The sequence below is a fragment of the Plantactinospora sp. DSM 117369 genome (assembly GCF_053764795.1).
In genome coordinates, this window is record NZ_CM132446.1 from 8,252,501 (window position 1) to 8,276,756 (window position 24,256).

The window sequence follows — 24,256 nt, forward strand, 5'->3', positions numbered from 1 at the left end:
AGTTCAGTGACCGCACGGCGCCCGGCGCGCCGCCGTACGCCGATCAGCCCCCCGATCCTCGCGGTCGCGAGCCTCGGCGTGATGCGCGCGGTCAGAGGCGGCGGTTCGCCAGGCTGGGTAGCTCGGTGCGGATCTCGTGCAGCCGGTCGAGGTCGAGGTCGGTGACCACGATCCCGACCGTGTCGGGCGCCTGGCCGAGTACTGTCCCCCACGGATCGACCACCATGCTGCGACCGAAGCAGGTACGCCCCGGATCGTGGTCGCCGATCTGCCCGGCCGCCGCGACGTAGCACTGGTTCTCGATCGCCCGGGCGCGCAGCAGTACCTCCCAGTGGTCCCGACCTGTGTGCAGCATGAAAGCGGCGGGCACCACGAGCAGTTGCGCCCCTCCGGCGACCGCCAGTTGCCGGTACAGCTCCGGGAAGCGCAGGTCGTAGCAGATCGACAGGCCGACGCGTACCCCGTCGACGTCGACGGTGACCGGCTCGGAGCCGGCGGCGACGGTCTTGGATTCGAGGTAGGAGACCCGGCCGGGGATCTCCACGTCGTACAGGTGGATCTTGCGGTACGTCGCGGCGAGCGCACCGGAGCGGTCGAAGACCAGCGAGGTGTTGTAGGTGTGCTCCGGATCCGGACCCGTCTCGTGGAACGAGCCGGCGTGCAACCACATTCCGTGCTGCCGGGCCGCCTCGGCGAAGAATGCGGCGAACTCGCCGTCCACCGGTTCGGGAGCGGGCATTCCACGCGACGGGCCGAGGTAGTCGACGTACTCCGGAAGGACCGCCAAGTCCGCCCCGGCGGCCGCAGCCCGGCCGAGCAGCTCGCCGGCGGCGGTCAGGTTGGCCTTCCGGTCGTCGCGGGCGTTGAGCTGGCAGACGGCAACGCGCATGCGGAGAGCCTACGGGGGGACCCTCCCCGGTGACCAGGCTTACCCGGGTAGTCGGCGGACCGTCAGGCCGAGCGCTCCTCACGCTCGCGCCGGGCGCGGCGGCCGGTGAACTCGCGCGGCACGATCGTCGGGTTGACGTTCTCCAGCACGACACCCCGGGTGATCAGGACGCGGGCCGCGTTCGGGTTGCTGGGCACCTCGTACATCACGGAGAGCAGGACCTCTTCGAGGATGGCGCGCAGCCCCCGGGCACCGGTGCCACGGAGCATGGCCTGGTCGGCGATCGCCTCCAGCGCCGCCGGCTCGAACTCCAGCTCCACGCCGTCGAGCTCGAAGAGGCGTTGGTATTGCCGGACGAGCGCGTTGCGGGGCTCGGTGAGGATCCGGACCAGCGCCTCGCGGTTGAGGCTCCGGACGTTGGTAATCACCGGAAGCCGGCCGATGAACTCGGGGATCAGGCCGAACTTGAGCATGTCCTCCGGCATGACCCGGCCGAAGATGTCGTCGGTCGAGCGCTCGGAGACCGACCGGAGATGGGCGCCGAAGCCGAGGCCGCCCTGGCCGGTGCGGGCCTCGATGATCTGGTCCAGGCCGGCGAAGGCGCCACCGCAGATGAACAGCACGTTGGTGGTGTCGATCTGGATGAACTCCTGGTGCGGGTGCTTCCGGCCGCCCTGCGGTGGCACGTTCGCCACCGTGCCTTCCAGGATCTTGAGCAGCGCCTGCTGCACGCCCTCGCCGGAGACGTCCCGGGTGATCGACGGGTTCTCCGACTTACGGGCGATCTTGTCGACCTCGTCGATGTAGATGATCCCGGTCTCGGCCCGCTTGATGTCGTAGTCGGCGGCCTGGATCAGCTTGAGCAGGATGTTCTCGACGTCCTCGCCGACGTAGCCCGCCTCGGTCAACGCGGTCGCGTCGGCGATGGCGAACGGCACGTTCAGCATCCGGGCGAGGGTCTGGGCCAGGTGTGTCTTGCCACACCCGGTCGGACCGATCAGCAGGATGTTGGACTTCGACAGCTCCACCCCGTCGGCGGAGCCGGGTCCGCCGGCACCCTCCGCCTGGATCCGCTTGTAGTGGTTGTAGACCGCTACCGCGAGGGCCTTCTTGGCCTGGTCCTGACCGACGACGTACTGGTCGAGGAACTGGCAGATCTCCATCGGCTTGGGAAGCTCTTCCCACTTCACCTCGCCGGACTCGGCCAGCTCCTCCTCGATGATCTCGTTGCAGAGGTCTATGCACTCGTCACAGATGTAGACCCCAGGGCCTGCGATGAGCTTCTTGACCTGCTTCTGCGACTTGCCGCAGAAGGAGCACTTCAGTAGGTCGCCACCGTCACCGATCCGTGCCACCTACGTTCTCCCTGCGCTCATCGGCCAGCCTGTCTGAGCAGAGGCGCTGGCCTGCGGACGGTACGCCCCGTCGGTTGTGTTCGCCGGCCGGTCCGACCGGCCGTGGGCGGTGCAGAACCGACGTTACCCGCTGCACGGGGTTTCTCCGACCCCCAAAACGGGTGTGTCAGAGGCCGGCCACCGGGCAGCGGGTCGGCCGGCCTCTGACCCAGAATGATCAGCTCGAGGCGTTCGCCGCGAGCAGGCCCTTCTTTCGGCTGGTCAGGATGGTGTCGACCAGGCCGTATTCACGAGACTCCTCGGCAGTCATGAACTTGTCACGGTCGATATCACGACGGACTCGTTCAATCGGCTGGTTGGAGTGTCGGGAGAGCATCTCCTCGAGCTGGGTACGCATCCGGAGGATCTCCCGGGCCTGGATCTCGATGTCCGAGCCCTGCCCGTAGCCGCCCTCGGTGGCCGGCTGGTGGATGATGATCCGGGAGTTCGGCAGCGCCATGCGCTTCCCGGGCGTACCGGCGGCGAGCAGTACGGCCGCGGCGCTGGCCGCCTGCCCGAGGCAGACGGTCTGGATGTCCGGCCGGACGTACTGCATCGTGTCGTAGATCGCCGTCATGGCCGTGAACGAGCCACCGGGCGAGTTGATGTACATGATGATGTCGCGGTCCGGGTCGGTGCCCTCCAGCGTCAGCAGCTGGGCCATCACGTCGTTGGCCGACGCGTCGTCCACCTGGACGCCGAGGAAGATGATCCGGTCCTCAAAGAGCTTGTTGTAGGGGTTCGACTCCTTGACGCCGTACGAGGTGCGCTCGACGAAGGAGGGAAGGACGTACCGGTTGTGCACGGGCTGGAAGCCGCCACCGGCAAGCAGGGTCGGGTCAGTCATCTTTCCGCTCCTCAGCTCAGGGTCCCGGCGCCTTCCGGAACCTGCGCGGCTCCGGTGATCACCTTGTCGATGAAGCCGTAGTCCTTGGCCTCGGTGGCGGTGAACCAGCGGTCCCGGTCCGAGTCGGCCTCGATCTGGGCCTGCTCCTGGCCGGTGTGGAAGGCCACCCGCTCCTGGAACATCCGCTTGGTGTAGAGCATCTGCTCGGCCTGGATGGCGATGTCGGACGCCGTACCGCCCATGCCGCCGGACGGCTGGTGCATCATGATCCGCGCGTGCGGCAGGGCGTAGCGCTTACCCTTGGTGCCGGCGCAGAGCAGAAGCTGACCCATCGAGGCGGCCATGCCCATGGCGACCGTGGAGACGTCGTTGTCGATGAATTGCATGGTGTCGTAGATCGCCATGCCGGAGTAGACCGAGCCACCCGGCGAGTTGATCCACAGGTTGATGTCGCGGCTGGGGTCCTCCGCGGCAAGTAGCAGCAGCTGTGCGCAGATGCGGTTGGCGACCTGGTCGGTCACCTCGCTGCCAAGGAAGATGATCCGCTCCTTGAGCAGCCGGTTGTAGACCGAGTCGTCGAGGTTGCCACCAAGTGCGTCCGCACCGCGGGCTTCGGTCACCCGCAGGGGCATAGCTGAGAAGTCTGAACCAGTCATGGCAGCCCTTCGCTCTCCGTGCGTCTTACGCCCGACATTAACCGCTGACCGGGGTCGTAACGTCCCGGTCCGGGCACTGTTCGCTAACAGCGCAGTTGCCGACGGCGCGCTGACCGCCCGGGGCGTACCCGATGGGGTTCTGGCCGGTCGGGCCCGGAGCGTGGCGTCCGGGCCCGGCGGTCACGACCCCGCGCGGCTCAGTGCTCGTGGTCGTGGTCGTGCTGGTGGTCGTGCTCCTCGCCACTCGCGGCGCGCAGCTCTTCCATGCTGATCGGGTTCCCGGCCGAGTCGGTGATCTTGATCCGCTCCATCACCATGGCCAGGGCCTTGCCGCGCCGGACGTCGCCGTAGACCGCGCCGGCCGCGCCCGAGCGGACGAGCTGGTCGTAGTACTGCTGCGGGGCCATCCCGGCGCGCTGCGCCCGGTGCACGATCTCGTGCCCGAATTCGTCGTCGGAGACCTGCACCTGCTCGGCGTCAGCCAGGGTGTCCAGCAGAAGCTGGATCTTGACCCCCTCGGTGGCCGCGTCCTTCAGCTCGGCGTCGATCTGCTCCTCGGTCTTCTCCTCGGAGGTGAGATATTCCTCCAGGGAGGCGCCGATCCGCTCCAGCTGGTCGACCATGGCCTGCTTGCGGTGCTCGACCTCCTCGCGCACGACCCCCTCCGGGGCCGGTACGTCGGCGGCCGCCACCATCTGCTCCAGGGCGCGGTCCCGGGCAGCGTAGATCTGCTCGATCTTCTTCGACCGGCTGACCCGCTCGCGGATGTCGCCGCGCAGCTCGTCTAGGGTGTCAAACTCGCTGGCGAGCTGGGCAAAATCGTCGTCGAGCGGGGGGAGTTCCTTCTCCTTGACGGTGCGGACCGTCACGGAGACGTCGGCGTCCCGGCCGGCGAAGTCGCCGCCGACGAGCTGGGTCTGGAAGGTGGCCGCGGCACCGGCCGAGAGGCCGACCAGCACCTCGTCCAGCCCCGGCAGGAGCTGCTTGCTGCCGACCTCGTGTGAGATGTTGGTGGCCGAGCCGCCCGGCACCTCCTCGCCGTCGACGGTCGCCGCCAGGTCGATCTGCACGTAGTCGCCCTCCTGGGCGACCCGCTCGACCGTCTTGAGCGTGGCGAACCGCTCCCGCAGGCTGGCGACCTGGGCGTCGATCTCGCTCTCGTCGATCTGGAGCTCGTCGACGGTCACCTCGACGGTGGCGAGGTCGGGCAGCGTGATCTCGGGGCGGACGTCGACCTCGGCGGTGAACTTCAGCGCGTCACCGTCGTTGAACTCGGTAATCTCGACCTCGGGCCGGCCCAGCGTCTTCACGTCGTGCTCGCGGACCGCGGCGAGAATGTTCTCCGGAATGGCGTCCTGGACGGCCTCGTTGAGCACCGTGCCACGGCCGACCCGCTGGTCGATCACGGCCGCCGGCACCTTGCCGCGCCGGAAGCCCGGGACGTTGACCTGCGAGGCGATCTCCCGGTACGCCTTCTTGAGGCTCGGCTCGAGCTCGACGAACGGCACCTCGATGGCGAGCCGCACGCGCGTCGGGCTCAGAGTCTCGACGGTGCTCTTCACAGGCGTACTCCTTGACGGATCTCGATCTTTATTCTGGGCCGGTCTTCAGCCCATCGAGTGTAGGCGAGCCGGCGGAGGCGTCTGACGGCGCGGGGTGGCCAGGCTCACCCCGCAGCCGCGGGCGACAGTCGGGGTGGCGGGATTTGAACCCACGGCCCCTCGCTCCCAAAGCGAGTGCGCTACCAAGCTGCGCCACACCCCGTGGCGGTGAAGAGTGTATGCCGTCCGGTCAGGGCCGCGCCCGCCCGGTCTCCGCACCCGGGCGCCGTGTCGTCCCGAACCAGCTTGATCTTGGGGTACGTGCGGGGCCGGTGCTTCCGGTTTTGCACCTGCTGGGCTGGCGGGTGGAGGGGTGGTGGGTCCATGGCTGGCGGCGCCCGACGGTATGCCGGTATCCAGCGGGCGGGGCGACCCGTTAGGCTATCCGTCGCGTCCTGAGATGATCGGGGCGAACGCGGGCGTAGCTCAATGGCAGAGCTTCAGTCTTCCAAACTGACGGTGCGGGTTCGATTCCCGTCGCCCGCTCCAGTCCTTCCGGCCCAGGTCAGCGGCATGATCGCCTCGCCTGGGCCGTTTCGTTTCTAGCCCTTGTCGATCTTGCGTGCCATTCGCGTGCCAGTAGCGCGGGGCGTGCCGTCCGGGATGGCCTTTGGAGTCGCCTTCTTCGTCGCCTGCTTCTGGGTGGCCTTGGCGCCCTTGGTGGGCTTGGCCGGCGGGGTGGCGTTGGTGGTCTTGGTCGGCTTCTTGGGCTTGGGTTGTGCCTTGGCGATCCGGCGGTCCATGCCGGCGGCGATCTCCCGGTCACGCTCGCTGGTGGCGTGCTGGTAGATGAGCGCGGCCCGCATGCTGGCGTGGCCCATTCGGTGCATCAGCTCCCGGGTGCTGGCCCCGGTCGCCGCCGCCAGGTTGTTGCCGGTGTGCCGTAGGTCGTGGAAGTGGAAGCCCTCTGGCATGCCAGCCGTCCGCAGCGCCGCCGCCCAGTCGACCGCCCGCCGCCAGTTGCCGGAACGCAGCACCGCGCCCTTGTCCCCGGTGAACACCAGCGCGTCCGGCCCCTCCCCCACGTAGTCCCGCAGGTGCGCGGCGAGCGCGGATCGGGCCGCCGCCGGCAGCGACACCGTCCGGTTGCTGGCGCCGGACTTGGGTGCGCCGAACTCCATCCGGTTGCGCAGCGCGGCGAGCTTGCGCGGCACCCGGACCGTCCCGGTTGTCTCGTCGACATCGGAGCGGCGCAGCGCCGCCAGTTCGCCCCAGCGAAGGCCGGAGAACGCGGCGACGATCACCAGCGCGGAGAACCGGGCCGGCATCGCGTCGGCGAGCGCGAAGACCTGGGCGACGGTCGCCACCGGCCGCTCCGGCGTGTGATAGCGGTCATAGCCGGGGATGCGGCACGGGTTCTGCCGGATGATCTCGTCTTCCTTGACGGCGGTGTTGAGGATCGCTCGCAGTAGGGCGTACGCCTTCACCGCCTGCGGCTCGGAGGTGCCACCGGCGAGGAGCTTGCTACGCCAGCTCCGGATCGTCGCCGGCTTGACCGCGCCCAGGGCGAGGCCGCCGAGGTGCGGCCGGATGTGCAGCCGGAACAGGTCTTCGTAGTTCTCCCGGGTACGCGGCTGGAGCTTGCGCTCGGCGATCCACCGCTGTCCGTACGGGCCAAGTTCGACCTCACCGGCCTCAGGCGCGACCCAGTCGCCCTTGATGATCTCCGACTCGACGACGGTCAACCACTTGGCTGCCAGCCGTTCCGTCTCGAAGGTGTTCGGTGCCTTCCGCTCCAGACCGTCCGGCCCGATGTACCGAGCCTGGTACCGGCCCGACGGGAGCCGGCGCACGTTGCCGAAACGGCGCCGGCCGCTTTTGCTGCTCTTGCCTGCCATCAGGCGACCTCCCCCAGGTAGCGACGCAGGTCCGCCCGGGTCATCGGGACGACCCGGTTGCTCTCGATGTACGCGGTGACGGCCGACGCCTCGAAGCGCACCAGGCGACCGACCTTGACGAACGCGATCCGTCGCTCGGCGACCAGCCGGCGCACGAATCGCGGTGTTGCTCGGAGGCGAGCGGCGACCTCATCGGCGGTCAACAGCTCGTCATCCATCCGGTTCCTCCCTCGTGAGTCAGGCAGCAGGGGCGAGCGTCTGTGGCGTTGCCGAAAGACCGTGGGCCGCACGCTGGCGGGCCGCGTCGAGGTCTGTTCGCCAGCGAATCCGGGCCGAGACGGCGCGCAGGATCCGGTGTTCGAGCGGCAGCACGTCCGGGTCTTCGGGTCGGGCCAGCTCGAACCGGTACCGCTGCGGGTTGTCGGCCGTCGCCTGGTCCTGGCCGTGCTCGTCGTCGCCCTGGCCTTGGTCGGCCGGGTCGGTGTCGGCCATCCCTCCGGCGAGGATGGCGCGGATCCAGGCCCGGTTGTCGGCGCGGTGGTCGGCCAGGGTCTTGCCGGACCACTGCCGGGAGACCAGGACCCGCCGGCCGGTGAAGCCGAGCGTCGAGCGTTGGTGGACCTTGCCGGTGCACCGGCCGGGGGTCAAGCCTGCCTTGACCCCGTCAGGTTGCACGTCGTACAGCAGCCAGTTTGCGCACGTCGGCGAGCAGGGCAGGACGGAGAGTTCGGCGTGGAGTCGGTCGAAGTGCTCCTTCTGCGCCTCGGACCGGGGTCGGGCCTGGTCGGTCAGGTCCTTGGTGACGTACTTCGTCACGTAGCGGATCGACCGTTCCGCGTCGCGGGTGCCCTGCTCGATCCCGCGTGCGTCGATCCGGCCCAGCCGGGCCACGTATGCCGGCCGCGCGTCGGGTTCCTCCAGCTCGTCCAGGGCGTGCGACCAGGGCGTCAGTGGCTCGCGTGTCTTGGGGTCGACGTACGCCTGTTCCTCGACATCCCAGACCGGCGGTTTGTCGACGGTGTAGCGCGGTTCGTCGAAGGCGGGCCACCAGACCTGGTGGTAGGTCGCGGCGGCGATTTGCTTCAAGAGGCGTCGGGGCAGGGTGCCCCGGATCGCGAAGTGCGCGTGTGGCGCCAGGCGGCGTTGTAGCTCGACCGCTCCGGCGTACTGGACGTTCCAGCCGGCGGCCCGGCGGACGTTCTGCCACCACCGATCCAGGACCCGAGCGAAGTGGATCGAGTCCAGTGCCGCCCGCCGGTAGTCGTAACCGGCCGGATCGACCGGCGTGCCCAGGACGTCATCGTGCGGCCCGTGTCGCTGGCCGCACTCACACGGTGCGACGTAGGCGCCCCGGCGCAGGTGGGAGTGCACCGGCCCATGCGAGCCGAGCGTGAGTGTGACGAGCATCGACGGCCGGTAGGTCTTGCCCGCCCGTCCGGCATAGGCGCGGCCGACGGTGCGCGGGTCGACGGGAAGCCGGGGCAGGTCGGGTGAGTCCTGCCGCCGTTTCGTGGACCGCTTCCGGCGTGGCCGTTCGGTCCGCTCGCGTGGTGTGAGGTGCCCGCGTAGGTCCGTCGCGCCCAGGGCCTCATCGAGTTCGCTGATACCCGCGTCGAGGTCGGCCAGTTGCGCGGCCCGTTCGTCGGGGTGCATCGGCTGGTACTGGAGCGCTTCCCGCTCGAACTCCATGTGTGCCCGCACCCGGATCAGGGCGAGAACGTCCTCGCTCGGGTGCTCCGGGCGGATGGCGGGTTCGTCGGCGAGGTGCCAGCCTTCCCGGATCTGCTGAATCCGCAACCGCCGCCCACGCTCCGCACAGGGCTTGCACTTCGCCGCCAGGGTCGCCCCGCACGGCACCTCAACGACCTCGGTTACCCCGGTGTCCGTGTCGGTACGGCGTAGGGCGAGAGGACGGACGCATACGCCGTGCTGTTCGGCGAGTTGCCGCAGCGCGTCCTTGGCCAAGGGCTTGCGCATCCGGTCCGCCCGGGAGCCCGGCCGTGGTTCCTGCTGTGCAGCGGAGACAGCAGGAGTCCCCGAGGCGAGGCTGAGTTGAGTGACGGTCATTGGCCCACTCCTGCCGGAGTCCGCCCGTTGCGGGTCGTGAACGCCGCCGCCGGAACGGGGACGAGCGCGGGCCGGTCCGGCTCGCGAATCAGCCGCAAGAGTTCGGACGCGGTCCCGTTGGCGACACGCAGGACGGACCGGAGTTCGTCACGGGTGATCGGCCGGCCGGTCGCGGCCCGATGGTCGGCGGCGGCCTGCCGTGCGAGCTGTACCAGGTCGACGCCGGGCGCATGGCCCTCGTCCCGTTCGTCTTCTCGATCGTTGTTCTCGTCCTGGTCGCTGGCCTGGGCGGGTACGGGTCGGGGGCGATCTTCGTCCTCGGCGCTGACGGTGGATGGAACCGTCTCGGTGGCCGGGGACGGCTGCGAGGACGAGGCTGGGGCGGGTTTGGTGGTGAGGACGAGCTTGGACAGACCGAGGAACGCCAAGGCGGGGACGGCGGACAGCAACCACCCGGACAGGCCCGGCTTGGCCACCGCCAGTTGCGCCGACAGCGACAGGGCGACAGCGGCGATGAGGAGGAACATCGGGTAGCCGATTGAACCGCCCGTGCGACGCCGACGGCGGATGGTAAGGAGCGCGGCGAGGGGGATGAGTTCGGAGATCGCGGCGTTGGCCCAGCCGAACCAGTCCCCCGTACCGGTTGGCGAGTTCGCCATCGTCCAGTCGTGGACATGGGTAAACGACGCCGCCCCGGCCAGCCCGCCCACGACCAGGAGAATCGCGACCAGGACGAAGCCCTCTGCCCGTTCGCTACGACTCTTGCCGCTGGTCATTCCGACACCTCCGGCTGCTGGTCGCTGTCGCAGAGCCGCCGGTAGGTGCGGCCGAGGTCGCGGATATCGGTGTCGGTGAGGTAGGCGAACCGAACCCGGACTGGTTCCCGGACCCCGTCCAACGCGACGTAGCCGACGCCAGCCGCCGTCTCGGGGATCTGGTCACACAGCGCGCCCCGATCGCGGGCACCGTCGCCGAGGACCAGGTCGCATTGCTCGGGTTCGGTGAGCCGCAGCCCGATCCGGGTCGGGAACAGGTCCCGGAACGGCAGCACCTCCTTGCGCGGGTCCTGCAACGCCGCAACGACGTGGACCCCAACGGCCCGGCCCTGGCTGAGCAGGAGGGAGAGTGCGTCCTTGATGCGCTCCTTGACCTTCCGGTCGGAGATGTACGCCGTCAGTGACGCCAGCTCGTCGACGACGAGGACGATCAGCGGGTCGTCCGGGGTCGGGGTGTGCTGGCGGGCGACACCGCGCAGCCGGGCCGCCCGCAGCCGCATCCGTTTCACGGCCTCTTCCAGGACGCCGGCCATGCCGTCCGGGTCGTCGTAGGCGAACCGGGCGAACAACGGCAGCCCGGGCGCCAGCTCCATACCGCCCTTGGGATCGAACACCCACAACTCGACCAGCCCGGACCGGACCCCACCGGCCAGGGACGCGACCAGCGACCACAACACCGACCCCTTGCCGGAGTTCGTCGCCCCCGCAACCAGCACATGCGAGCCGGCCAGCCGCAGCCCATAGGCGTTTCCGTCCTCGCGCACCCCCAAGGGCAGGGCCGTGAAGTCCGGCACGTCGGGCACAGGCAGCGGCGCCACGGTGGCGGCGAGCGGATCACGACGTAGGAACCGCAGCACGACCCGATCAGGCCGCTTCGCGGTTCGGGCCTGGCCGTCACGGAGCCGGAACGCGTACGCCAGGCGTTGCGCCGTCCGCGCCCAGTCGTCCGGTAGCTGGCCGGGCAGCATCCGGACGGTGACCTCATCGACGTACCGGTCACACCGCACCTTGAGCAGCTGCGGCACGTACCGATCCCCGGCAAACGCCGTCGCGAGACCGCAGGTAGCCATGGTCGATGGCCAGCCACGCCGGTACACCCAGAGCCGCCGCCAGCGAGCTACCGCCGGATACCAACCGAACCGCAGCCACGATCGGGGATGCCACCGCCACCAGCCGACACAGGCAGCGGCGACGGCCAGGAGCACACCGGCCACGACCAGCCGGCCGTACCGGGCATGCACCCACAGCGCGGCGATCGCCGGACCGGTCAGCCACCAGTACCGGACCGCCACGACCGTCAGACGGACCAGGCCCCGGGCCAGCCACCAGAACACCAGCAGCCAGCCGGGTACGCGCCAGGCCGGGAGCCGTACGTTCATCGGGGCAACGGGGATCTTCTCCCCCGGGATGACGTTGATCAGCGGCATGACTGGTCACCGCCCTGCTTGGTGATCTGGCCGGCGGTCACCACAGCACACCCCGGACACGGCGCGGCCGGGCCAGCGTGGACCGACACGTCCGGCAGCACATCCGCAACAGGTCAAACCGGCGCGGCTTCACCCACCGACCGCAGCGCGGGCACCGGATCGCGTCGACCAGCAGGAGAGCCGGCGGCAACCCCAACGCCCGCCGTGCGACCGCCAGCAGGTCCCAGAGCAGATGCCGCAGGCCGGGAAGACGAAAGCCGGCCATCAGGAACACTCCCGCCTGAACTCGTTCGCCTTGACGCGAGCGGTCCGGGCCAGCTCGCGGACCTCGTCCGGGTCGCAGGCCGGATCCTCGGCGGCCACCCGCTCCAGCAGGCTGGCCTTACGGTCGTACCAATCCGCCCGCTCCGCTGGGGTGGTGGACGGGCCCGGCATGGTCCGCAGCAGCGCGGACAGGTCGGCGCAGAACGAGGACAGCCCTTCGTTCGCTGGTGCCTCGTCGACGGGTGTGGACAGGTTTTGGGCAGGGGGAACTACGGTGGGCACAAGGCCCTCCTTCGAGTTGAGGGATGGGTTGGGACGCGGGGCGGGCCGGGAATCTTGGCGGACGAACGGCCCGCCCCGCGTGCGGTGCTTCCGGCTCAGGCAGCGGCGGCGAGGCCGGCGGCCGGGACCATCTCGGTAGCGCGCAGGGAGTACGCCATCCGGGCCTTGCACTGGCCGGATCCCTTGCACCGCTGAGAGTCGACGTACGGGGTGAGGGTCAAGCCCTCGAACTGGATCGCCGGCGGGTAGCCCGGCACGGTCGACGCCGGCGGGACCGGCTGCTGCGCCGCTACGACCTTCACCTTGACCTCGGTCGATCGGCCGAATTTGCCCGCCTCGGGGTCCAGGTCGAGAACCCGCACAACCCAGACCCGTTCCCCGGTCTCCTTGTCCCGGGCCTGGTCGTCGCCCTGGCCGCGCCGGTCAAAGTCGACCTGGGGCGCGACGCCGAGGCACAACGCTCCGGCTGGGAAGACGTAGTCGAACGGGACGGGGACCTTCAGGGTCATCGGAACCACTGCGTAGCCTCCTAGCTCACCAGACGCCACCATGACATCCGGTTGAGCTACCAAGTTACGTCAGCCTGTAAATACAAGCAAGGAGAAATCGAGAAACCTTCGTCAGGCGGTGCGTCCTGTCAGGACAGCGGATAGGTGTCCTCGATCTCGTGCCGGCTTCCTGGCATGACAAGCACCGAGGTCAGGATCGGGTCCCCGGATGCCTGGTGCACGGTCAGGACGACGCTGAGGACCGGCTCGTCCTCTGGCACGTCCAGGGCCTTCGCCTCGTCCGGGCTCACCCGACGGGCGGTCATCCGTTCCGTGGCGTAGTCCGCCCGAAGGCCCTTTGCCTGGCTGACGTGCTCCAGCAGTCCACCGGGGATCGGATCGGCCTTGATGACACCGGTACCTACCGCGATGTCGACCGGCACGAACGTGGCGACCAGGTCCACCGGCCCGGATGGCGACACGGTCCGGCGTCGCCGCTCGTAGACCGGGGTGCCCTCTGGGATGGCCAGTTCAGCGGCGATCCGGGCCGAGGCAAGCACCGGGCCGACATGCAGGATCTCCACCTCGCCGGTCTCGTCCAGCTCGACCGCGTCCCGGGCGTACTCCGGCGACGTTCGACCCGACGGCGGACGGCCACGCACGAAACTGCCCTTGCCCTGCTGCGACTCGATCCACCCGTCCTGCTTCAAGATCCCGAGAGCCTTGAGCACCGTCGGCCGGGACACCTTGAACTCGGCACAGAGTTGGCTCTCCGACGGCAGCGCCGCCCCCGGCGGGTACGTGTCGTTCTCGATACGCTCCCGCAGCGTGTTCAACACCCGCAGGTACTTCGGCGTAGGAATCTCGTACGCCATCGTGGGCACCCCACCATCAATGATCACAGAATGTCAGGACAGGAGCGTAAAGCCTGGCAGCATGACGGCACAAGCCAAGGTCAACCGGCCGACCTCGAATCACCGCGAGGCGACAGCCATCCCGACCACGACGACGGAGCGTTGATCAGGTCTGGGCGGGACGCCCCGGGCCACCGCCGAGGGAGACAGCCGTACCGGCCGAAGACCCGCAACGCCGCCCGCCGCACCGAGCACGGCCCCGCGTCACCACACGCGAGACAGGTCTCATCGACGCTGGACGGCGTGTGCTGGTCAAGCCGAGCCTGAGCCGCACGCAGTTCGTCCCGAGCAGCGGCGGACAGGTAGACGCTCATCGCCCCGCCCCCGGCGGCGGAGTCCGGCGGACGGACAGCAGCGACGCACGAACCAGGATCCGCGCCCGGTCGGCGGACCGCCCGTCATGCGCGATCTTCACGCCCTCCAGCCAGACCCACTCACGCTGCTCCGGCCGATTCGTCACCAGACGCACGCCGGTCACCCACAGCGTGACCGGCCCATCGGTCGGCCGGAACCGATCAGCGGCATCGATCCGGATCACCTCGCCGAGCTGCACGAATACGTCAAACACCACGCCCCCTCGGCGACGCGGCCCGGCCGCCGGAGCGCCTGGGGCTAAGCGGAACGGGCCGGAGGCCGGCAAGCTGCACGAAGACCTCACGACGGCCAACCGCATCCCCGACACGGTCGATCGCGTACCCGGTCAACCAGCACCAGCCGTGATACGTCGGACGCTCCGACACTTGGATCACCCGCAGCACCAACGCCCGATCACCGGCAAACTGCACCGACGCCCGCCCATCCAGCAGCAACACGTCACCCGGCTTTGGCACCAGGACGCCGCTCGATGTCGGCATCAGCCCGCCATCCCTTCAGAGGATTGGAGGGGCGCCGAGGCGGGCGGGCATTCAGACGGCCACACGTCGACCGTGCAGCCTGGCGCCGGCACCCACCCCGACGCCCAGCTCACGAGACCGACACCCGACCAGACCCCGAACAGTCCAGGCACGACCGCCGCGCCAACGACCGCGACGACCTACCCGAAGACGCCACCGACCGCAGCGCCACCCGGCGAGTGACGTACTTCCAGCCGTTGCCAGCGCAGGAACGACAAGGGGTCAACAGGTTGTGTTCGATCATTGACACAGGTTGTGGCACAACCGGGTCAACAACCCGGAAAATCATTCCGGGGTCGCCAAGCCCAGGGGAGGCATCGTGCGCGGCATGCCCAGCACACTCACGATCGGCGAACGCGTCGCCTGGTACCGCCGCCGACGTGGACTATCTCAGGAAGTCCTCGCCGGACTGGTCGGCCGTACCGCCGACTGGCTCGGAAAGATCGAGAACAACCGCATCGAGCTGGACCGGCTCTCCGTCATCAAGAGCCTCGCCGATGTCCTCGACATCTCGCTCGGCGACCTTCTCGCCGAACCGTCCCTGCTCGACTGGACTACCGACAGCGGCACCGACACCGTGCCAGCGCTACGGGCCGCCCTGATGAACTACCGCGCCATCTCCCCGTTCGGCCACGCCAGCGACGGCCAGGAGCTGCCCAGCGTCGTCGACCTCAAGCAGGACGTGGGCGCCCTGTGGAGCGCCTACCAGGAGTCCCGATTCGGGTACGTCACCGGCCGCCTACCCGACCTGCTCCACCGCGCCCAGGCCGCCGCCGACGGCCTCGACGGCGACGACCAGGACCAGGCCCGCCGACTCCTCGGACTCACCTACCAACTCGCCGCGACCCAGCTCACCAAACTTGGCGAGACCGACCTCGCATGGATCGCCGCCGACCGCGGCCTTGCCGCCGTACGCCCGACCGGTGATCCGGTCGTCACCGGTTCCCTACTCCGGTCGGTCGGCCACGCGCTGCACTCCACCGGACGCTACCGGGAAGCCGTACGCCTCACCGAGGACGCCGCCGCCTACCTCGAAGGCCACCTACGCCAGCCAACACCAGCACCCGCGCTGCTGTCCGTCTACGGCACCCTGTTCCTGTCCGGCGCTATGGCCGCCGCCCGCGCCAACGACCCCGGCACCACCCGGACGTTCCTCGCCACCGCCGACGAGACCGCCACCCGACTCGGCACCGACGGCAACCACCTCTGGACCGCCTTCGGCCCCACCAACGTCGCCATCCACCGGGTCGCCACCGCCGCCGAACTCGGCGACGTCCAAGTCGCCGTCGACCTCGGCCCCCGCGTCGACACCACCGGCCTACCCATGGAACGCCGCGTACGCCACGCCTTGGAGGTAGCCCGCGCCTACAACTCCTGGAACCGCGCCGACGAGGCCCAGGCCGCTCTACTCGACGCCGAGCAGATGGCACCCGAACAGGTCCGCCATCACTTCCTCAGCCGACAACTCGCCCTCACCTGGATCCGCCGCCAACGCGGCAAGCCTTCCGTCGAGTTGGTCGGACTCGCCCGCCGCCTCAACGTGCTCGACTGATCAAGCCTGGCTACGCTGCCCCATGTGACGGGACCCGAGACGCCATCCATGGCAACCCCACGTGTCGCCGCAGGCGCCCTCTTCTTCGACGACGACGGCCGCGTGCTCCTCGTCAAACCGCACTACAAGAACCACTGGGACATCCCCGGCGGGTACGGCGAGCCCGGGGAATCACCGCGCGCCGCCTGCGTTCGCGAGATTCGCGAAGAACTCGGCCTAACCGTCGACATCGGGCCGATGCTCGTCGTTGATTGGGCGCCCGCCCCGAACGAAGGCGACAAGATCCTCTTCATCTTCGACGCAGGCCGCCTCGAAGAACGCATGCAGATCACCTTCCCCGACGGCGAACTCACCGAATGGCGCTTCGTCGCGGCTGACGACCTCGACGCTTATGGACCAGGCCGCCTCACCCGGCGCATCCGAACTGCGCTCGCCGCAAGGGTCCAGATGCGGCCGGCATATGCAGAACATGGAACTGCCTACTCCTAAAGGCAACCTCTCCTTTGCGTTCGGAGCCGGGCGTACTTTCTGTGCGACTTCAAGGCGGCCCTGAACGGGCCGCACGCGCCGCCACCAGGGCGCGCGGCCTCCGCTCCGCTGGCGCTCCGACTCCGGCCACGCCGAACGCCCGGCGGCTGGCGCGGAAGCGGGAAGCCCGAGCGGGCCGCCACAAAGACACGCAGCTCGTGGGATTGGTGTTCGGGGCCGGCAGCCGGCCGAGGCGCGTGGCCGGGCGCACACCACGCCGTGGGGCGAGTCACCGCCGGTCGTGGCGGGGGTGCGGCGCGAAGCGTGCACGGGTCGCCCCTCCAGCCTCGAGGGTGCTTCGCATTGCTGCGCGACGGCCCTTCGGGCCGCCCTTGACCCCGGAGCCTCTGCGACCCGTCGGGCAGGAGGGGCGGGCAGGCCGGGGCCTGCCCTTGCTTGGACGCGCCGCCCCCACCATGACCTTATCCCGTCGCACGTCCCGCCCAGTACAGCCGTACGAGCCTCCAGGCCAATCTTGACTTGGCGGACCGGGGTGTGGTCCCCAGGCTGCACGAGTGCGGGTCGATGGCAGATGGGATAGCAAGGGTTAGGAGGCTCTGCCCTTTCGGCGCGTAGGCTGCGATCGAGGTGTACGGAACCATGCATCGGCGGAGAGTTAGGGCCACTGGAGCCGCCCTGACCGTCGGCTGGACGCAAGGTCAGGAGCGTTTGCGGCGTCTGAGACGGTCCACCTGCCGATCGGCGCGAGCAAGGATCCGGCGTCGCATGTGTGCTTCAACCTTCCCCAGTAACATCTTATGGCGCTGCGAGATCCATCTCATTGGATAAGACACTGGCCAGATATAGCCCCAAGTAATCGACCAGAATTCACTACTTTGAGTGCGTCGCCCTACGATTCTCCTCGGAGGAAATGAGCCAACCTTCTGCCACTCAAAGCCCGACGCGTCGAGAAAGCGGACCTTCAGATCCATATTCTCGAGAAGGGAGAAATCCTCGTCGTCTCCTCTGGAGCCAGGGAGGGGTTGGGCACACCTCCAAGTTCCTAGTTCATGGCCGCCAGGTAGAATCACTTGTGGGTTCTTTGCTGAGGAGCCAATGAACCAGTCGGGATCAAGATGTCTGTGTTTGAATGAGACATAGACCTCGAAAATCGGGGCTTCGCTATAGTTATGTACTGCCCAGTCGATCCCAACGATGGATCCTCCATCGCGAACTTCGCCCCGGATCTCCCCTGCCACCAAGCGAGCTTGAGCCGCGTCCGCATCCGCTCGCTCCTCACGCCGAGCACGCATCTCATGCCGGAGCAGCAGGCCAGTGATGATGACGGCCAGCGAGGATACCCCAACACCGAGCAGGCTTCCCCATGCCTGCATCCAGTCCGTCACTTTGGGAATGTCGGCGGCAAGCACAGAGCAAGGATATGGCAACGGTGCCATCATCTGCCTGCGCGCCAATGGACGCTCGCTCAGCGTAGAGTTGCTGGAGGAGTGGAAACGTGGCCGAGGGTCGGCGAGCCGGGGTGTAGGACCGAAGGCACCCAGCGACGTGCCCATGCGTGCCGGGCAGCGGTCAACATGACGATCGGGGTGTACGAGACCGGACATCGGCGGACGGGAGCGCCAGCATGCACCCGGTGCCGAGGCGGGTAGAGGCCCTGTCTACGCCCTACGCCTGTCTCATTCCCTGTCTCATTCCCTGTCTAGTCCCAGTTGATGCTTGACGGTTCCGTCCCAGTTGATGCTTGACAGTTGATCTAGACATTGAGGGCGACCTTGCGGGGTCGTTGGGCTTTGATCTGGGTGATGGGGTGCTCGGTGGTGCGGCGGATGGTGCGGGTGCCGTCGTCGCAGTGGATGGCCAGCTCGGTGGTGGTCACGTCGATCGTGACGGTTTTGCGGGCGTGGATCCGGCCGAGGGCGATCTTCTGGCCGGCGACCATGACGCCGCCGCTGTTCGAGGCTCGGCGTTGGACCCGGACCGGCCTGGTGGAGGGTTGTGGTGGTGGTCCGGCGGGCCGGGCACTACGCAGCCGGGCGACCTGCGCGGGGGTGAGCGGGTTCGGTCGGGTGCGCAGCAGCTCGCGGGTCTCCAGGTCGAAGAACGACAGGGTGTGCGCGTCGACACGCACGCCGACCCGCCGCCCGGCGAGGATCTCGGCGGCCAGGACCAGGTGCTGGCCCAGGGAGACGCATCCGCTGTTACCCACGGTCCGATCGACCTCGACCGGCCCGGCCGGCTGGCCGGCCGGTGCTGGGGGTAGGGGTGGCGGGCCGGCGGGACGTCCACCGTCACGGGCCAGGACGGCCAGGTCAGCCACCGACAGATGGGAACGGCAGGATTTGAGGCGGGTGCCGGCGATCATGAGGTGGATGACATCGGTGTCGGCCCAGAACGTGACCGTGATCCCGGACCGGGTAGGGCCGAGCCAGAACTGTTTGCCGCAGACCTGCATGTTCCCGCTGGGCGGCACCACCCGGTCGAACTCGACCGCACCGCCAGCCCACCCCCGCTGACCTGGCGGTGTCACGGTCGGGGCCGGAGGCGGTGTGACGGCGGTCAGGTCGACCGGTGTCACCGGTGGTGGCTGGTGCGGATCCTCGACTGCCGCCGCCAGAGCCGGTGGCAGTTTCACCGGCAAGAGTCGCTGACCTTCACCCGTGTTCGCCGGGGTGAACCGGTCGGCGGGGAACGCCATGTCCAGGGACTGGTGCGGCCGGCGGGTGTTGTACTCGTCCCGGAAGGCGTCCACCGCGGCCTGCGCCGCCTCCAGGTCCGCGAACACCCCGGCGTCGTCGAGGAGTTCCCGACGCAGCGTCTGGTGGAACCGTTCGACCTTCCCGGTCGTGGTCGGTGAGGCCGGCTGTGTCAGGCGGTGCACGATCCCGTTCTCCCGGCAGATCCGGTCGAACAGCACCTCGCCGCCCTTGCCGAACCGGTCGGTGAACTGCTTCCCGTTGTCGGTCAACATCTCCTGCGGCACTCCGTATCGCAGCAGCCCTTGGGCCAGGGCCTCACACACTGCCCGCCCCGTTGCCCGCCGCACCACCGACGCGATCACACAGAACCGGGAATGGTCGTCCACCCCGGTGACGACCTTCGCCTCCGACCCGTCAGCCAGCAGCACACCGCCGACGATGTCCATCTGCCACAACTCCATCGGCGCCGCCCGCTGCCACCGTCGGTAGTCCTTACGCCCCCGACCCCGAGCCACCGGCTCGACCAGGCCATGCCGGGCCAGGATCCGATACACACTCATCCGCGACGGCGGATCCGGGCAACCAGCCCGCCCCAGCTCGAACACGATCCGTCGGGCACCCCAGCGCGGATGCGCCCGCCGCAGCTCACACACCGCCGCTTCCACCTCCGGCGACGCCTGATGCGGACACGACACCGGCCGCCGCGACCGATCCTCCAACCCCCCAAGACCGGCCTCGGCATACCGGCCCAACCAGGCGTGCACACTCTGCCGCGACACCCCGAACCTGGCCGCGACCTCGGTCACCCGCTCCCCGGCCAACACCGCGAGAACCGCCTGATACCGCTGCTCCACCACGGACAACCCAACCAGCGCCAATCCCGGCCCCCTGACCACGCGATGCCCGCAAACAACACGCGATCAACGAACCAAAACGGGATCATGTCAAGCATCAACTGGGACGCACGTGTAAAGCATCTACCGGGACAGGACACCCTGTCTCATTCCCACACTGCCGATTTGCTCTCTTTAGGATCAAGGCGGCCCGCAAGCGGGCCGCGCCGGCCCGGCCCCGGCCTGCTGGCGGCCTTCGGCCGGCATCGGCCGGGCCGGCCGGCCACGCTAGGGAGACAGGATCGGAAGACCTCGGGGCTCCGCCCCAAACCCCGGCCCTCCTCAGAGATGCGCTGCAGATCACCTCATCGGGCACAAGGGCTACCAGCCTCTTCGGACGGGGTCAAGGTCGTTCGTCCGGTAGGGCACTCCACCTTGGCCCCGTCCGGGGAGGCTGGACGGTCTACGACTGCCCGACGAGGAAATCCGCTTTCAAGCAGCTGGTAAACCAGGGCGATGCGGCAATGCATGCGGCTACTAGCTGGGCTGGCGTCTGTTCCGGCGAGCCGTGAGAACTCGGTCGATCACTATCACCGGGAGCATGCCGATTGCACCGACCACGGCGAGTGCCCACCAAGGCCAGTCGCTGAGGAAGAGCCCAGCCGCTGTCAAGATGGCGAAAGTCGACAGATAGGCGAGGTACATCGGCCAGCGCATGCCGCTCAGCCTAGATGGCAGGGGCAATCCCGTCGGCCATGAGCGGTCCGCATCTGGTCCGCAAGAGGCCGGTTGACGGCGGGAGAGCGGCGAGAGATGAGGAGAAGCAGAACCGCTGGTAGACCGCCATCCGCGCAGCTTGTCGGGCCGCCCGTTTTGATCTCGTAATGCGTCGGTCGTCGTCCGGGGATGCCACCGGACAATGCCGTGACGATCGCACGGGTTGCTGGGCACCGTCGAGCGTAGGGCGATCGCTGCCGCGCCGCTTCGCGGCTTGCCACCGGAGTACGTGGTCCAGGCGCACGGTGACCCGGCGCCACGGCAAACCGTCCCGGCCCGAAGGCCGGGACGGGAAGCCGTACGACGCCGGCCAGTCGCGCTGAGGTCGAGCGCGTGCCAGCCACGTGCCAGAAGCCGATGCCGTAGACGGTCATCAGCGGGCAGTACCGGTCATCGCCAACCCGCCGTTGACCAGGCACAACGGACAGATCAGGGCAGGCGGAAACGATCTTCCAAACTGACGGTGCGGGTTCGATTCCCGTCGCCCGCTCCAGCCGTTCCGGCCCAGGTCAGCGGCATCATCGCCGAGCCTGGTCGTTCTGGTTCCGGCTCAAATTGATCTTGCGGGCATTCGTGGGCCATTAGCCGACGCGAGCCGGTACGCCGGTCGGCCCGTCGTACGGGTCGGTGCCCTTCCGGCGCTTGCGAGTCGTCTTCTTCGGCTTCGGTTGCACCTTGGCGATCCACCGGTCCACGCCGGCCCCAATCGGGATGCAGCACGAGGCCACGGACGTCGCCAGGGTTGATCAGGATCACATCCACTGCTCTCCGTACAGCGGCGGGCGCACGGACCTGCCGCCGCCCGGGTGCGCTGCCCCGGCCGGAGCCACCACGCTCCGTCGCCGGTCTCGATGTCAGGCGGCTTCCGGACCTGCCGATAGCGGAAACTCGATCCAGAGGGTCGTGATGCCGATGACCGCCGAGGGCATGCCAGGAACGAAGCGCTTGACCCTCACGTGGCGTCATGCCGCATTGTCGGTGGCGTGGAAGAGCACCTGACCGTGGGACGCGTGGCCGAGTTGGCAGGCGTGAGCGTCCGCACCCTGCATCACTATGACGAGATTGGCCTCGTGCAGCCGTCCGCGCGGACCGCAGCCGGGTACCGGGCCTACTCCGCAGGTGACGTTGAGCGACTGCGGGAGGTGCTCGCCTACCGGCGGCTGGGTTTCGGATTGCGCGAGATTGCGGATCTGGTTGACGACCGGACCACCGACGCGGTCGCGCATCTGCACCGGCTGCGCGGCCTGCTGCTCGAACAGCGCGACCGCGCTGCTGCCATGGTGACGGCCATAGACAGGGAACTGGAGGCACGGGCAATGGGGATCAGGACGACGCCAGAGGAACAACTGAAGGTGTTCGGCGCGCAGTTGTACGAGGCCATCGGGTCCGCTTACCCAGCGACGCGACGCACCGAGCCGCGGATCGCCGCGCGTATCTGGGATGCGCTGGGCGACGCACGGACGGTACTGAACGTCGGTGCTGGCACCGGCTCCTACGAGCCTCCCGACCGCGATGTCACGGCGGTGGAACCGTCGGCGGTCATGCGGGCACAGCGTCCCGCGAGCGCGGCGCCGTGCGTGGCCGCCGCTGCGGAGAGCCTCCCGTTCGAGGACCAGTCCTTCGACGCCGCGATGGCCTTCAGCACCGTTCATCACTGGCACGACCCGATCGCCGGGCTGCGCGAGATGCGGCGCGTGGCCCGTCGCGTGGTGGTGTTCACCCACGATGCCAGTGACACCGGTTGGCGTCACCGGTTCTGGCTCACCCGCGACTACCTACCCGAGGTCGCCGGCCTGGTCGCCGGCCGGCCCTCGGTGGACCAACTGGCCCGCGCGATCGGGGCCCGCATGCAACCGGTGCTCATCCCGTGGGACTGCGCTGACGGCTTCTTCGAGGCCTACTGGCGCCGGCCCGAGGCGTACCTGGAGGAACATGTGCGCCGTGCGGTATCGGTATGGACCAGAGTCGGGCCGGAGGCCGAGCAACGGGCAATAGGCACACTCCACGAAGACCTTTCCTCAGGCCGGTGGGCCGAGCGCAACCGCGAGCTCGCCGCCCTCGACGCGGCAGAGCTTGGCCTCCGTCTCCTCGTAGCCTGAACCACCGTGCGCGAGAACGCCGCCAAGGAGCTGAGCCGCCGCGATCGGTAGACACTTCCCCGTGACGCTTGGCCTCCATGGCTCGCTCGACCTGGAGATCCTCGCCCCGTGCAGGTCGAACGTGGACCGGCCGGTCCGGCCCATCGGCCGCATTCGGATGCGGCGCGAAAATCCGGTGCACGCCCATGCCGCATTCCGCTCGCACCGCCGGTGCCGCGGTAACCGAGCGTGACCAGCAACCTGGCCGTCCTCGCCGTCGACAACCCCGGGGTGTGGACCGGCAAGGAAGCAGCCCGGCTGCTACGCCCTGACGACGCCGCCCGGATCCGCCGGGCGCCGGATGACCTCGCGCCTACACCCTCATTCCCGAGGAACCGCTCTGGCGGCACTACGACGGCACCTGGGGCCATGCCCGGCCGCGGCTCGGCACGCACGACGGCACGCCGCTTCGCGACCTGGCACCGGAGTACGTGCTTTGGGGCCGCCAGTTCCGGGTGAGTGAGACGTATCAGGGCCGTCCCGGCCGGGAAGGGCTATCTGTCGTGTTCGGACGTCAGGAAGTCGTGCTGCGCGGCCAGCAGGGCTCGTGCCTCGTCGGCCTTGCCGGCGTACTCGGTGTGGCCGGCGGTCAGCAGAAACCGCTCGCGCGGACCGGCGAGTGCGTTGTAGACCGCGAACTGCCCCGGAGGCGGCACCGCCGGATCGGCGAGCGCCAGCCCCACGTGGGTGGGTACGCGCAGGAACGTCGCGGCGGTGGCCGCGTCGAAGTAGCTCAGCACACCCCGGACCTCCGGATGGTCGCGGGCGTACCTCCGGACCGCCTCGCCGCTTCCGGTGCAGGGCAGGGTCAGCCGCAACGGGTGGTTGCCGAAGCTCGGCACCACCAGGCACGCGCTGCGGATCCGTTCGTCCCAGGGCACGGCGAGCGCGCCGATGCCGCCGCCGAAGCTGCCACCGAGGTAGTCGACCCGGGCTGCCGCCTGCGGTACGAGTCGGCACAGCGCGCTGACCGCGCACCAGACGTCGGCCGCGCAGCCGCCGTGCACGTAGGTGTCCCGCGCGGCGATGCCGTGCAGGACGTGTTCCCGGGCGGTGTCGGGGATGCCCGGTACGCGGCCGCGGGCCGGCATGCCGCGTGAGCACAGGTACAGCACCGCGGCCCGCTCGACCGGTATCGCGGCGTCGGGTGCCGCCCGGCCGCCGTACCCGTGTCCGACGACGAGTCCGCGTTCGACCCGCCCGTCGGCCGGCAGGCTGAGCCAGCCGCCGACCCGGATCCCGTCCAGCGAGGTGAACTCGACGTCGTGCAACGCACCGTCCGGCCCGCTCGGTCGTGCCACCGGTGCGGGATCGACGATGCGTGCCCGCTCGTACAGTCCGGTCCAGAACTCCGCGAAGTCGTCGGGCGGCGGTGGAGCGCCGACCTGGCGCAACATCGGCAGCGTGTACCCGTACGTCGGATCCAGGGCCACGG

At 69.0% G+C, this 24,256-nt stretch carries 22 protein-coding genes and 2 tRNA genes; 4 read left to right on the forward strand and 20 right to left on the reverse strand.

The window, feature by feature from the left end; all coding sequences use genetic code 11:
• Nucleotides 1-91 precede the first annotated feature (91 nt).
• The 6 genes from ACSMXO_RS35180 to ACSMXO_RS35205 all read right to left on the reverse strand — a co-directional run bounded on the left by ACSMXO_RS35180 (nt 92) and on the right by ACSMXO_RS35205 (nt 5,550).
• On the reverse strand, nt 92-889 hold the full coding sequence (locus ACSMXO_RS35180) for a carbon-nitrogen hydrolase family protein (protein ID WP_455415333.1): 798 nt from the start codon (nt 887-889) through the stop codon (nt 92-94).
• A gap of 62 nt (nt 890-951) precedes the next feature.
• The gene (clpX, locus tag ACSMXO_RS35185; RefSeq protein ID WP_130462450.1) at nt 952-2,244 is read right to left on the reverse strand and encodes an ATP-dependent Clp protease ATP-binding subunit ClpX; all 1,293 of its coding nucleotides are present in this window, start codon (nt 2,242-2,244) and stop codon (nt 952-954) included.
• A 217-nt stretch (nt 2,245-2,461) separates the two neighbouring features.
• A complete protein-coding gene (locus ACSMXO_RS35190; RefSeq protein ID WP_101367584.1) occupies nt 2,462-3,130 on the reverse strand; it encodes an ATP-dependent Clp protease proteolytic subunit in 669 nt (222 codons plus the stop codon).
• 11 nt (nt 3,131-3,141) lie between these two features.
• Nucleotides 3,142-3,786 carry an ATP-dependent Clp protease proteolytic subunit gene (locus tag ACSMXO_RS35195; RefSeq protein ID WP_318403364.1) on the reverse strand — a complete coding sequence of 215 codons (645 nt, stop codon included), beginning with the start codon at nt 3,784-3,786 and terminating at the stop codon, nt 3,142-3,144.
• Nucleotides 3,787-3,983: 197 nt separating this feature from the next.
• Nucleotides 3,984-5,348, reverse strand: a complete 1,365-nt coding sequence (tig, locus tag ACSMXO_RS35200) for a trigger factor (RefSeq protein WP_346259905.1) — start codon at nt 5,346-5,348, stop codon at nt 3,984-3,986.
• Between the two features lie 128 nt (nt 5,349-5,476).
• Nucleotides 5,477-5,550: transfer RNA gene (locus ACSMXO_RS35205), tRNA-Pro, on the reverse strand.
• Nucleotides 5,551-5,802: 252 nt separating this feature from the next.
• On the opposite strand from ACSMXO_RS35205, the gene ACSMXO_RS35210 reads away from it, so the two are divergent.
• Nucleotides 5,803-5,876, forward strand: a tRNA-Gly gene (locus tag ACSMXO_RS35210).
• Between the two features lie 53 nt (nt 5,877-5,929).
• Here ACSMXO_RS35210 and ACSMXO_RS35215 read toward each other — a convergent pair.
• From ACSMXO_RS35215 to ACSMXO_RS35260, 10 genes are all read right to left on the reverse strand, one after another.
• Entirely contained in the window at nt 5,930-7,225 is a 1,296-nt protein-coding gene (locus tag ACSMXO_RS35215) for a tyrosine-type recombinase/integrase (protein ID WP_455415334.1), read from the reverse strand.
• Nucleotides 7,225-7,443 (reverse strand): helix-turn-helix domain-containing protein, encoded by a 219-nt coding sequence (locus ACSMXO_RS35220; protein ID WP_455415335.1) that lies wholly within the window; start codon nt 7,441-7,443, stop codon nt 7,225-7,227. Before ACSMXO_RS35220 ends, ACSMXO_RS35215 begins: the two co-directional genes overlap by 1 nt.
• 19 nt (nt 7,444-7,462) lie before the next feature.
• Nucleotides 7,463-9,292 carry a replication initiator gene (locus ACSMXO_RS35225; RefSeq protein WP_455415336.1) on the reverse strand — a complete coding sequence of 610 codons (1,830 nt, stop codon included), beginning with the start codon at nt 9,290-9,292 and terminating at the stop codon, nt 7,463-7,465.
• Nucleotides 9,289-10,068, reverse strand: a complete 780-nt coding sequence (locus tag ACSMXO_RS35230) for a DUF2637 domain-containing protein (protein WP_455415337.1) — start codon at nt 10,066-10,068, stop codon at nt 9,289-9,291. The genes ACSMXO_RS35225 and ACSMXO_RS35230 overlap by 4 nt, the downstream gene beginning before the upstream one ends.
• Nucleotides 10,065-11,495: an FtsK/SpoIIIE domain-containing protein gene (locus ACSMXO_RS35235; RefSeq protein ID WP_455415338.1), complete on the reverse strand. Its 1,431-nt coding sequence runs from the start codon at nt 11,493-11,495 to the stop codon at nt 10,065-10,067. The genes ACSMXO_RS35230 and ACSMXO_RS35235 overlap by 4 nt, the downstream gene beginning before the upstream one ends.
• 37 nt (nt 11,496-11,532) lie before the next feature.
• The gene (locus ACSMXO_RS35240) at nt 11,533-11,760 is read right to left on the reverse strand and encodes a hypothetical protein (protein WP_455415339.1); all 228 of its coding nucleotides are present in this window, start codon (nt 11,758-11,760) and stop codon (nt 11,533-11,535) included.
• A complete protein-coding gene (locus tag ACSMXO_RS35245) occupies nt 11,760-12,041 on the reverse strand; it encodes a hypothetical protein (RefSeq protein WP_455415340.1) in 282 nt (93 codons plus the stop codon). Before ACSMXO_RS35245 ends, ACSMXO_RS35240 begins: the two co-directional genes overlap by 1 nt.
• A 95-nt stretch (nt 12,042-12,136) precedes the next feature.
• Nucleotides 12,137-12,550 (reverse strand): hypothetical protein, encoded by a 414-nt coding sequence (locus tag ACSMXO_RS35250; protein WP_455415341.1) that lies wholly within the window; start codon nt 12,548-12,550, stop codon nt 12,137-12,139.
• Nucleotides 12,551-12,678: 128 nt separating this feature from the next.
• Complete coding sequence (locus tag ACSMXO_RS35255; RefSeq protein ID WP_455415342.1) at nt 12,679-13,404, reverse strand: GntR family transcriptional regulator; 726 nt, start codon at nt 13,402-13,404, stop codon at nt 12,679-12,681.
• Between the two features lie 349 nt (nt 13,405-13,753).
• The gene (locus ACSMXO_RS35260; protein ID WP_455415343.1) at nt 13,754-13,996 is read right to left on the reverse strand and encodes a hypothetical protein; all 243 of its coding nucleotides are present in this window, start codon (nt 13,994-13,996) and stop codon (nt 13,754-13,756) included.
• Nucleotides 13,997-14,664: 668 nt separating this feature from the next.
• Between ACSMXO_RS35260 and ACSMXO_RS35265 the strand changes: the two genes are divergently transcribed.
• Nucleotides 14,665-15,888: a helix-turn-helix domain-containing protein gene (locus ACSMXO_RS35265; RefSeq protein ID WP_455415344.1), complete on the forward strand. Its 1,224-nt coding sequence runs from the start codon at nt 14,665-14,667 to the stop codon at nt 15,886-15,888.
• Nucleotides 15,889-15,912: 24 nt separating this feature from the next.
• The gene (locus ACSMXO_RS35270; RefSeq protein WP_455415345.1) at nt 15,913-16,377 is read left to right on the forward strand and encodes an NUDIX domain-containing protein; all 465 of its coding nucleotides are present in this window, start codon (nt 15,913-15,915) and stop codon (nt 16,375-16,377) included.
• Between the two features lie 698 nt (nt 16,378-17,075).
• On the opposite strand, the gene ACSMXO_RS35275 is transcribed toward ACSMXO_RS35270, so the two are convergent.
• From ACSMXO_RS35275 to ACSMXO_RS35285, 3 genes are all read right to left on the reverse strand, one after another.
• Entirely contained in the window at nt 17,076-17,786 is a 711-nt protein-coding gene (locus tag ACSMXO_RS35275; RefSeq protein ID WP_455415346.1) for a hypothetical protein, read from the reverse strand.
• Nucleotides 17,787-18,130: 344 nt separating this feature from the next.
• Nucleotides 18,131-19,936 carry an IS481 family transposase gene (locus ACSMXO_RS35280; protein WP_455419383.1) on the reverse strand — a complete coding sequence of 602 codons (1,806 nt, stop codon included), beginning with the start codon at nt 19,934-19,936 and terminating at the stop codon, nt 18,131-18,133.
• A gap of 1,176 nt (nt 19,937-21,112) precedes the next feature.
• Nucleotides 21,113-21,445, reverse strand: a complete 333-nt coding sequence (locus ACSMXO_RS35285) for a hypothetical protein (protein WP_455415347.1) — start codon at nt 21,443-21,445, stop codon at nt 21,113-21,115.
• Between the two features lie 221 nt (nt 21,446-21,666).
• Between ACSMXO_RS35285 and ACSMXO_RS35290 the strand changes: the two genes are divergently transcribed.
• Nucleotides 21,667-22,782 (forward strand): MerR family transcriptional regulator, encoded by a 1,116-nt coding sequence (locus ACSMXO_RS35290; protein ID WP_455415348.1) that lies wholly within the window; start codon nt 21,667-21,669, stop codon nt 22,780-22,782.
• 533 nt (nt 22,783-23,315) lie between these two features.
• Here ACSMXO_RS35290 and ACSMXO_RS35295 read toward each other — a convergent pair.
• Complete coding sequence (locus ACSMXO_RS35295; RefSeq protein ID WP_455415349.1) at nt 23,316-24,254, reverse strand: acetylxylan esterase; 939 nt, start codon at nt 24,252-24,254, stop codon at nt 23,316-23,318.
• Between the last annotated feature and the right edge of the window lie 2 nt (nt 24,255-24,256).

Bases quoted from the DNA above. Each gene is read 5' to 3' on its own strand.
- ACSMXO_RS35220 (WP_455415335.1), bottom strand. From the start codon at position 7,443: ATGGATGACGAGCTGTTGACCGCCGATGAGGTCGCCGCTCGCCTCCGA.
- ACSMXO_RS35255 (WP_455415342.1), bottom strand. From the start codon at position 13,404: ATGGCGTACGAGATTCCTACGCCGAAGTACCTGCGGGTGTTGAACACG.
- ACSMXO_RS35250 (WP_455415341.1), bottom strand. From the start codon at position 12,550: ATGACCCTGAAGGTCCCCGTCCCGTTCGACTACGTCTTCCCAGCCGGA.
- ACSMXO_RS35180 (WP_455415333.1), bottom strand. From the start codon at position 889: ATGCGCGTTGCCGTCTGCCAGCTCAACGCCCGCGACGACCGGAAGGCC.
- ACSMXO_RS35195 (WP_318403364.1), bottom strand. From the start codon at position 3,786: ATGACTGGTTCAGACTTCTCAGCTATGCCCCTGCGGGTGACCGAAGCC.
- ACSMXO_RS35190 (WP_101367584.1), bottom strand. From the start codon at position 3,130: ATGACTGACCCGACCCTGCTTGCCGGTGGCGGCTTCCAGCCCGTGCAC.
- ACSMXO_RS35225 (WP_455415336.1), bottom strand. From the start codon at position 9,292: ATGACCGTCACTCAACTCAGCCTCGCCTCGGGGACTCCTGCTGTCTCC.
- ACSMXO_RS35230 (WP_455415337.1), bottom strand. From the start codon at position 10,068: ATGACCAGCGGCAAGAGTCGTAGCGAACGGGCAGAGGGCTTCGTCCTG.
- ACSMXO_RS35235 (WP_455415338.1), bottom strand. From the start codon at position 11,495: ATGCCGCTGATCAACGTCATCCCGGGGGAGAAGATCCCCGTTGCCCCG.
- ACSMXO_RS35215 (WP_455415334.1), bottom strand. From the start codon at position 7,225: ATGGCAGGCAAGAGCAGCAAAAGCGGCCGGCGCCGTTTCGGCAACGTG.
- ACSMXO_RS35240 (WP_455415339.1), bottom strand. From the start codon at position 11,760: ATGGCCGGCTTTCGTCTTCCCGGCCTGCGGCATCTGCTCTGGGACCTG.
- ACSMXO_RS35265 (WP_455415344.1), top strand. From the start codon at position 14,665: ATGCCCAGCACACTCACGATCGGCGAACGCGTCGCCTGGTACCGCCGC.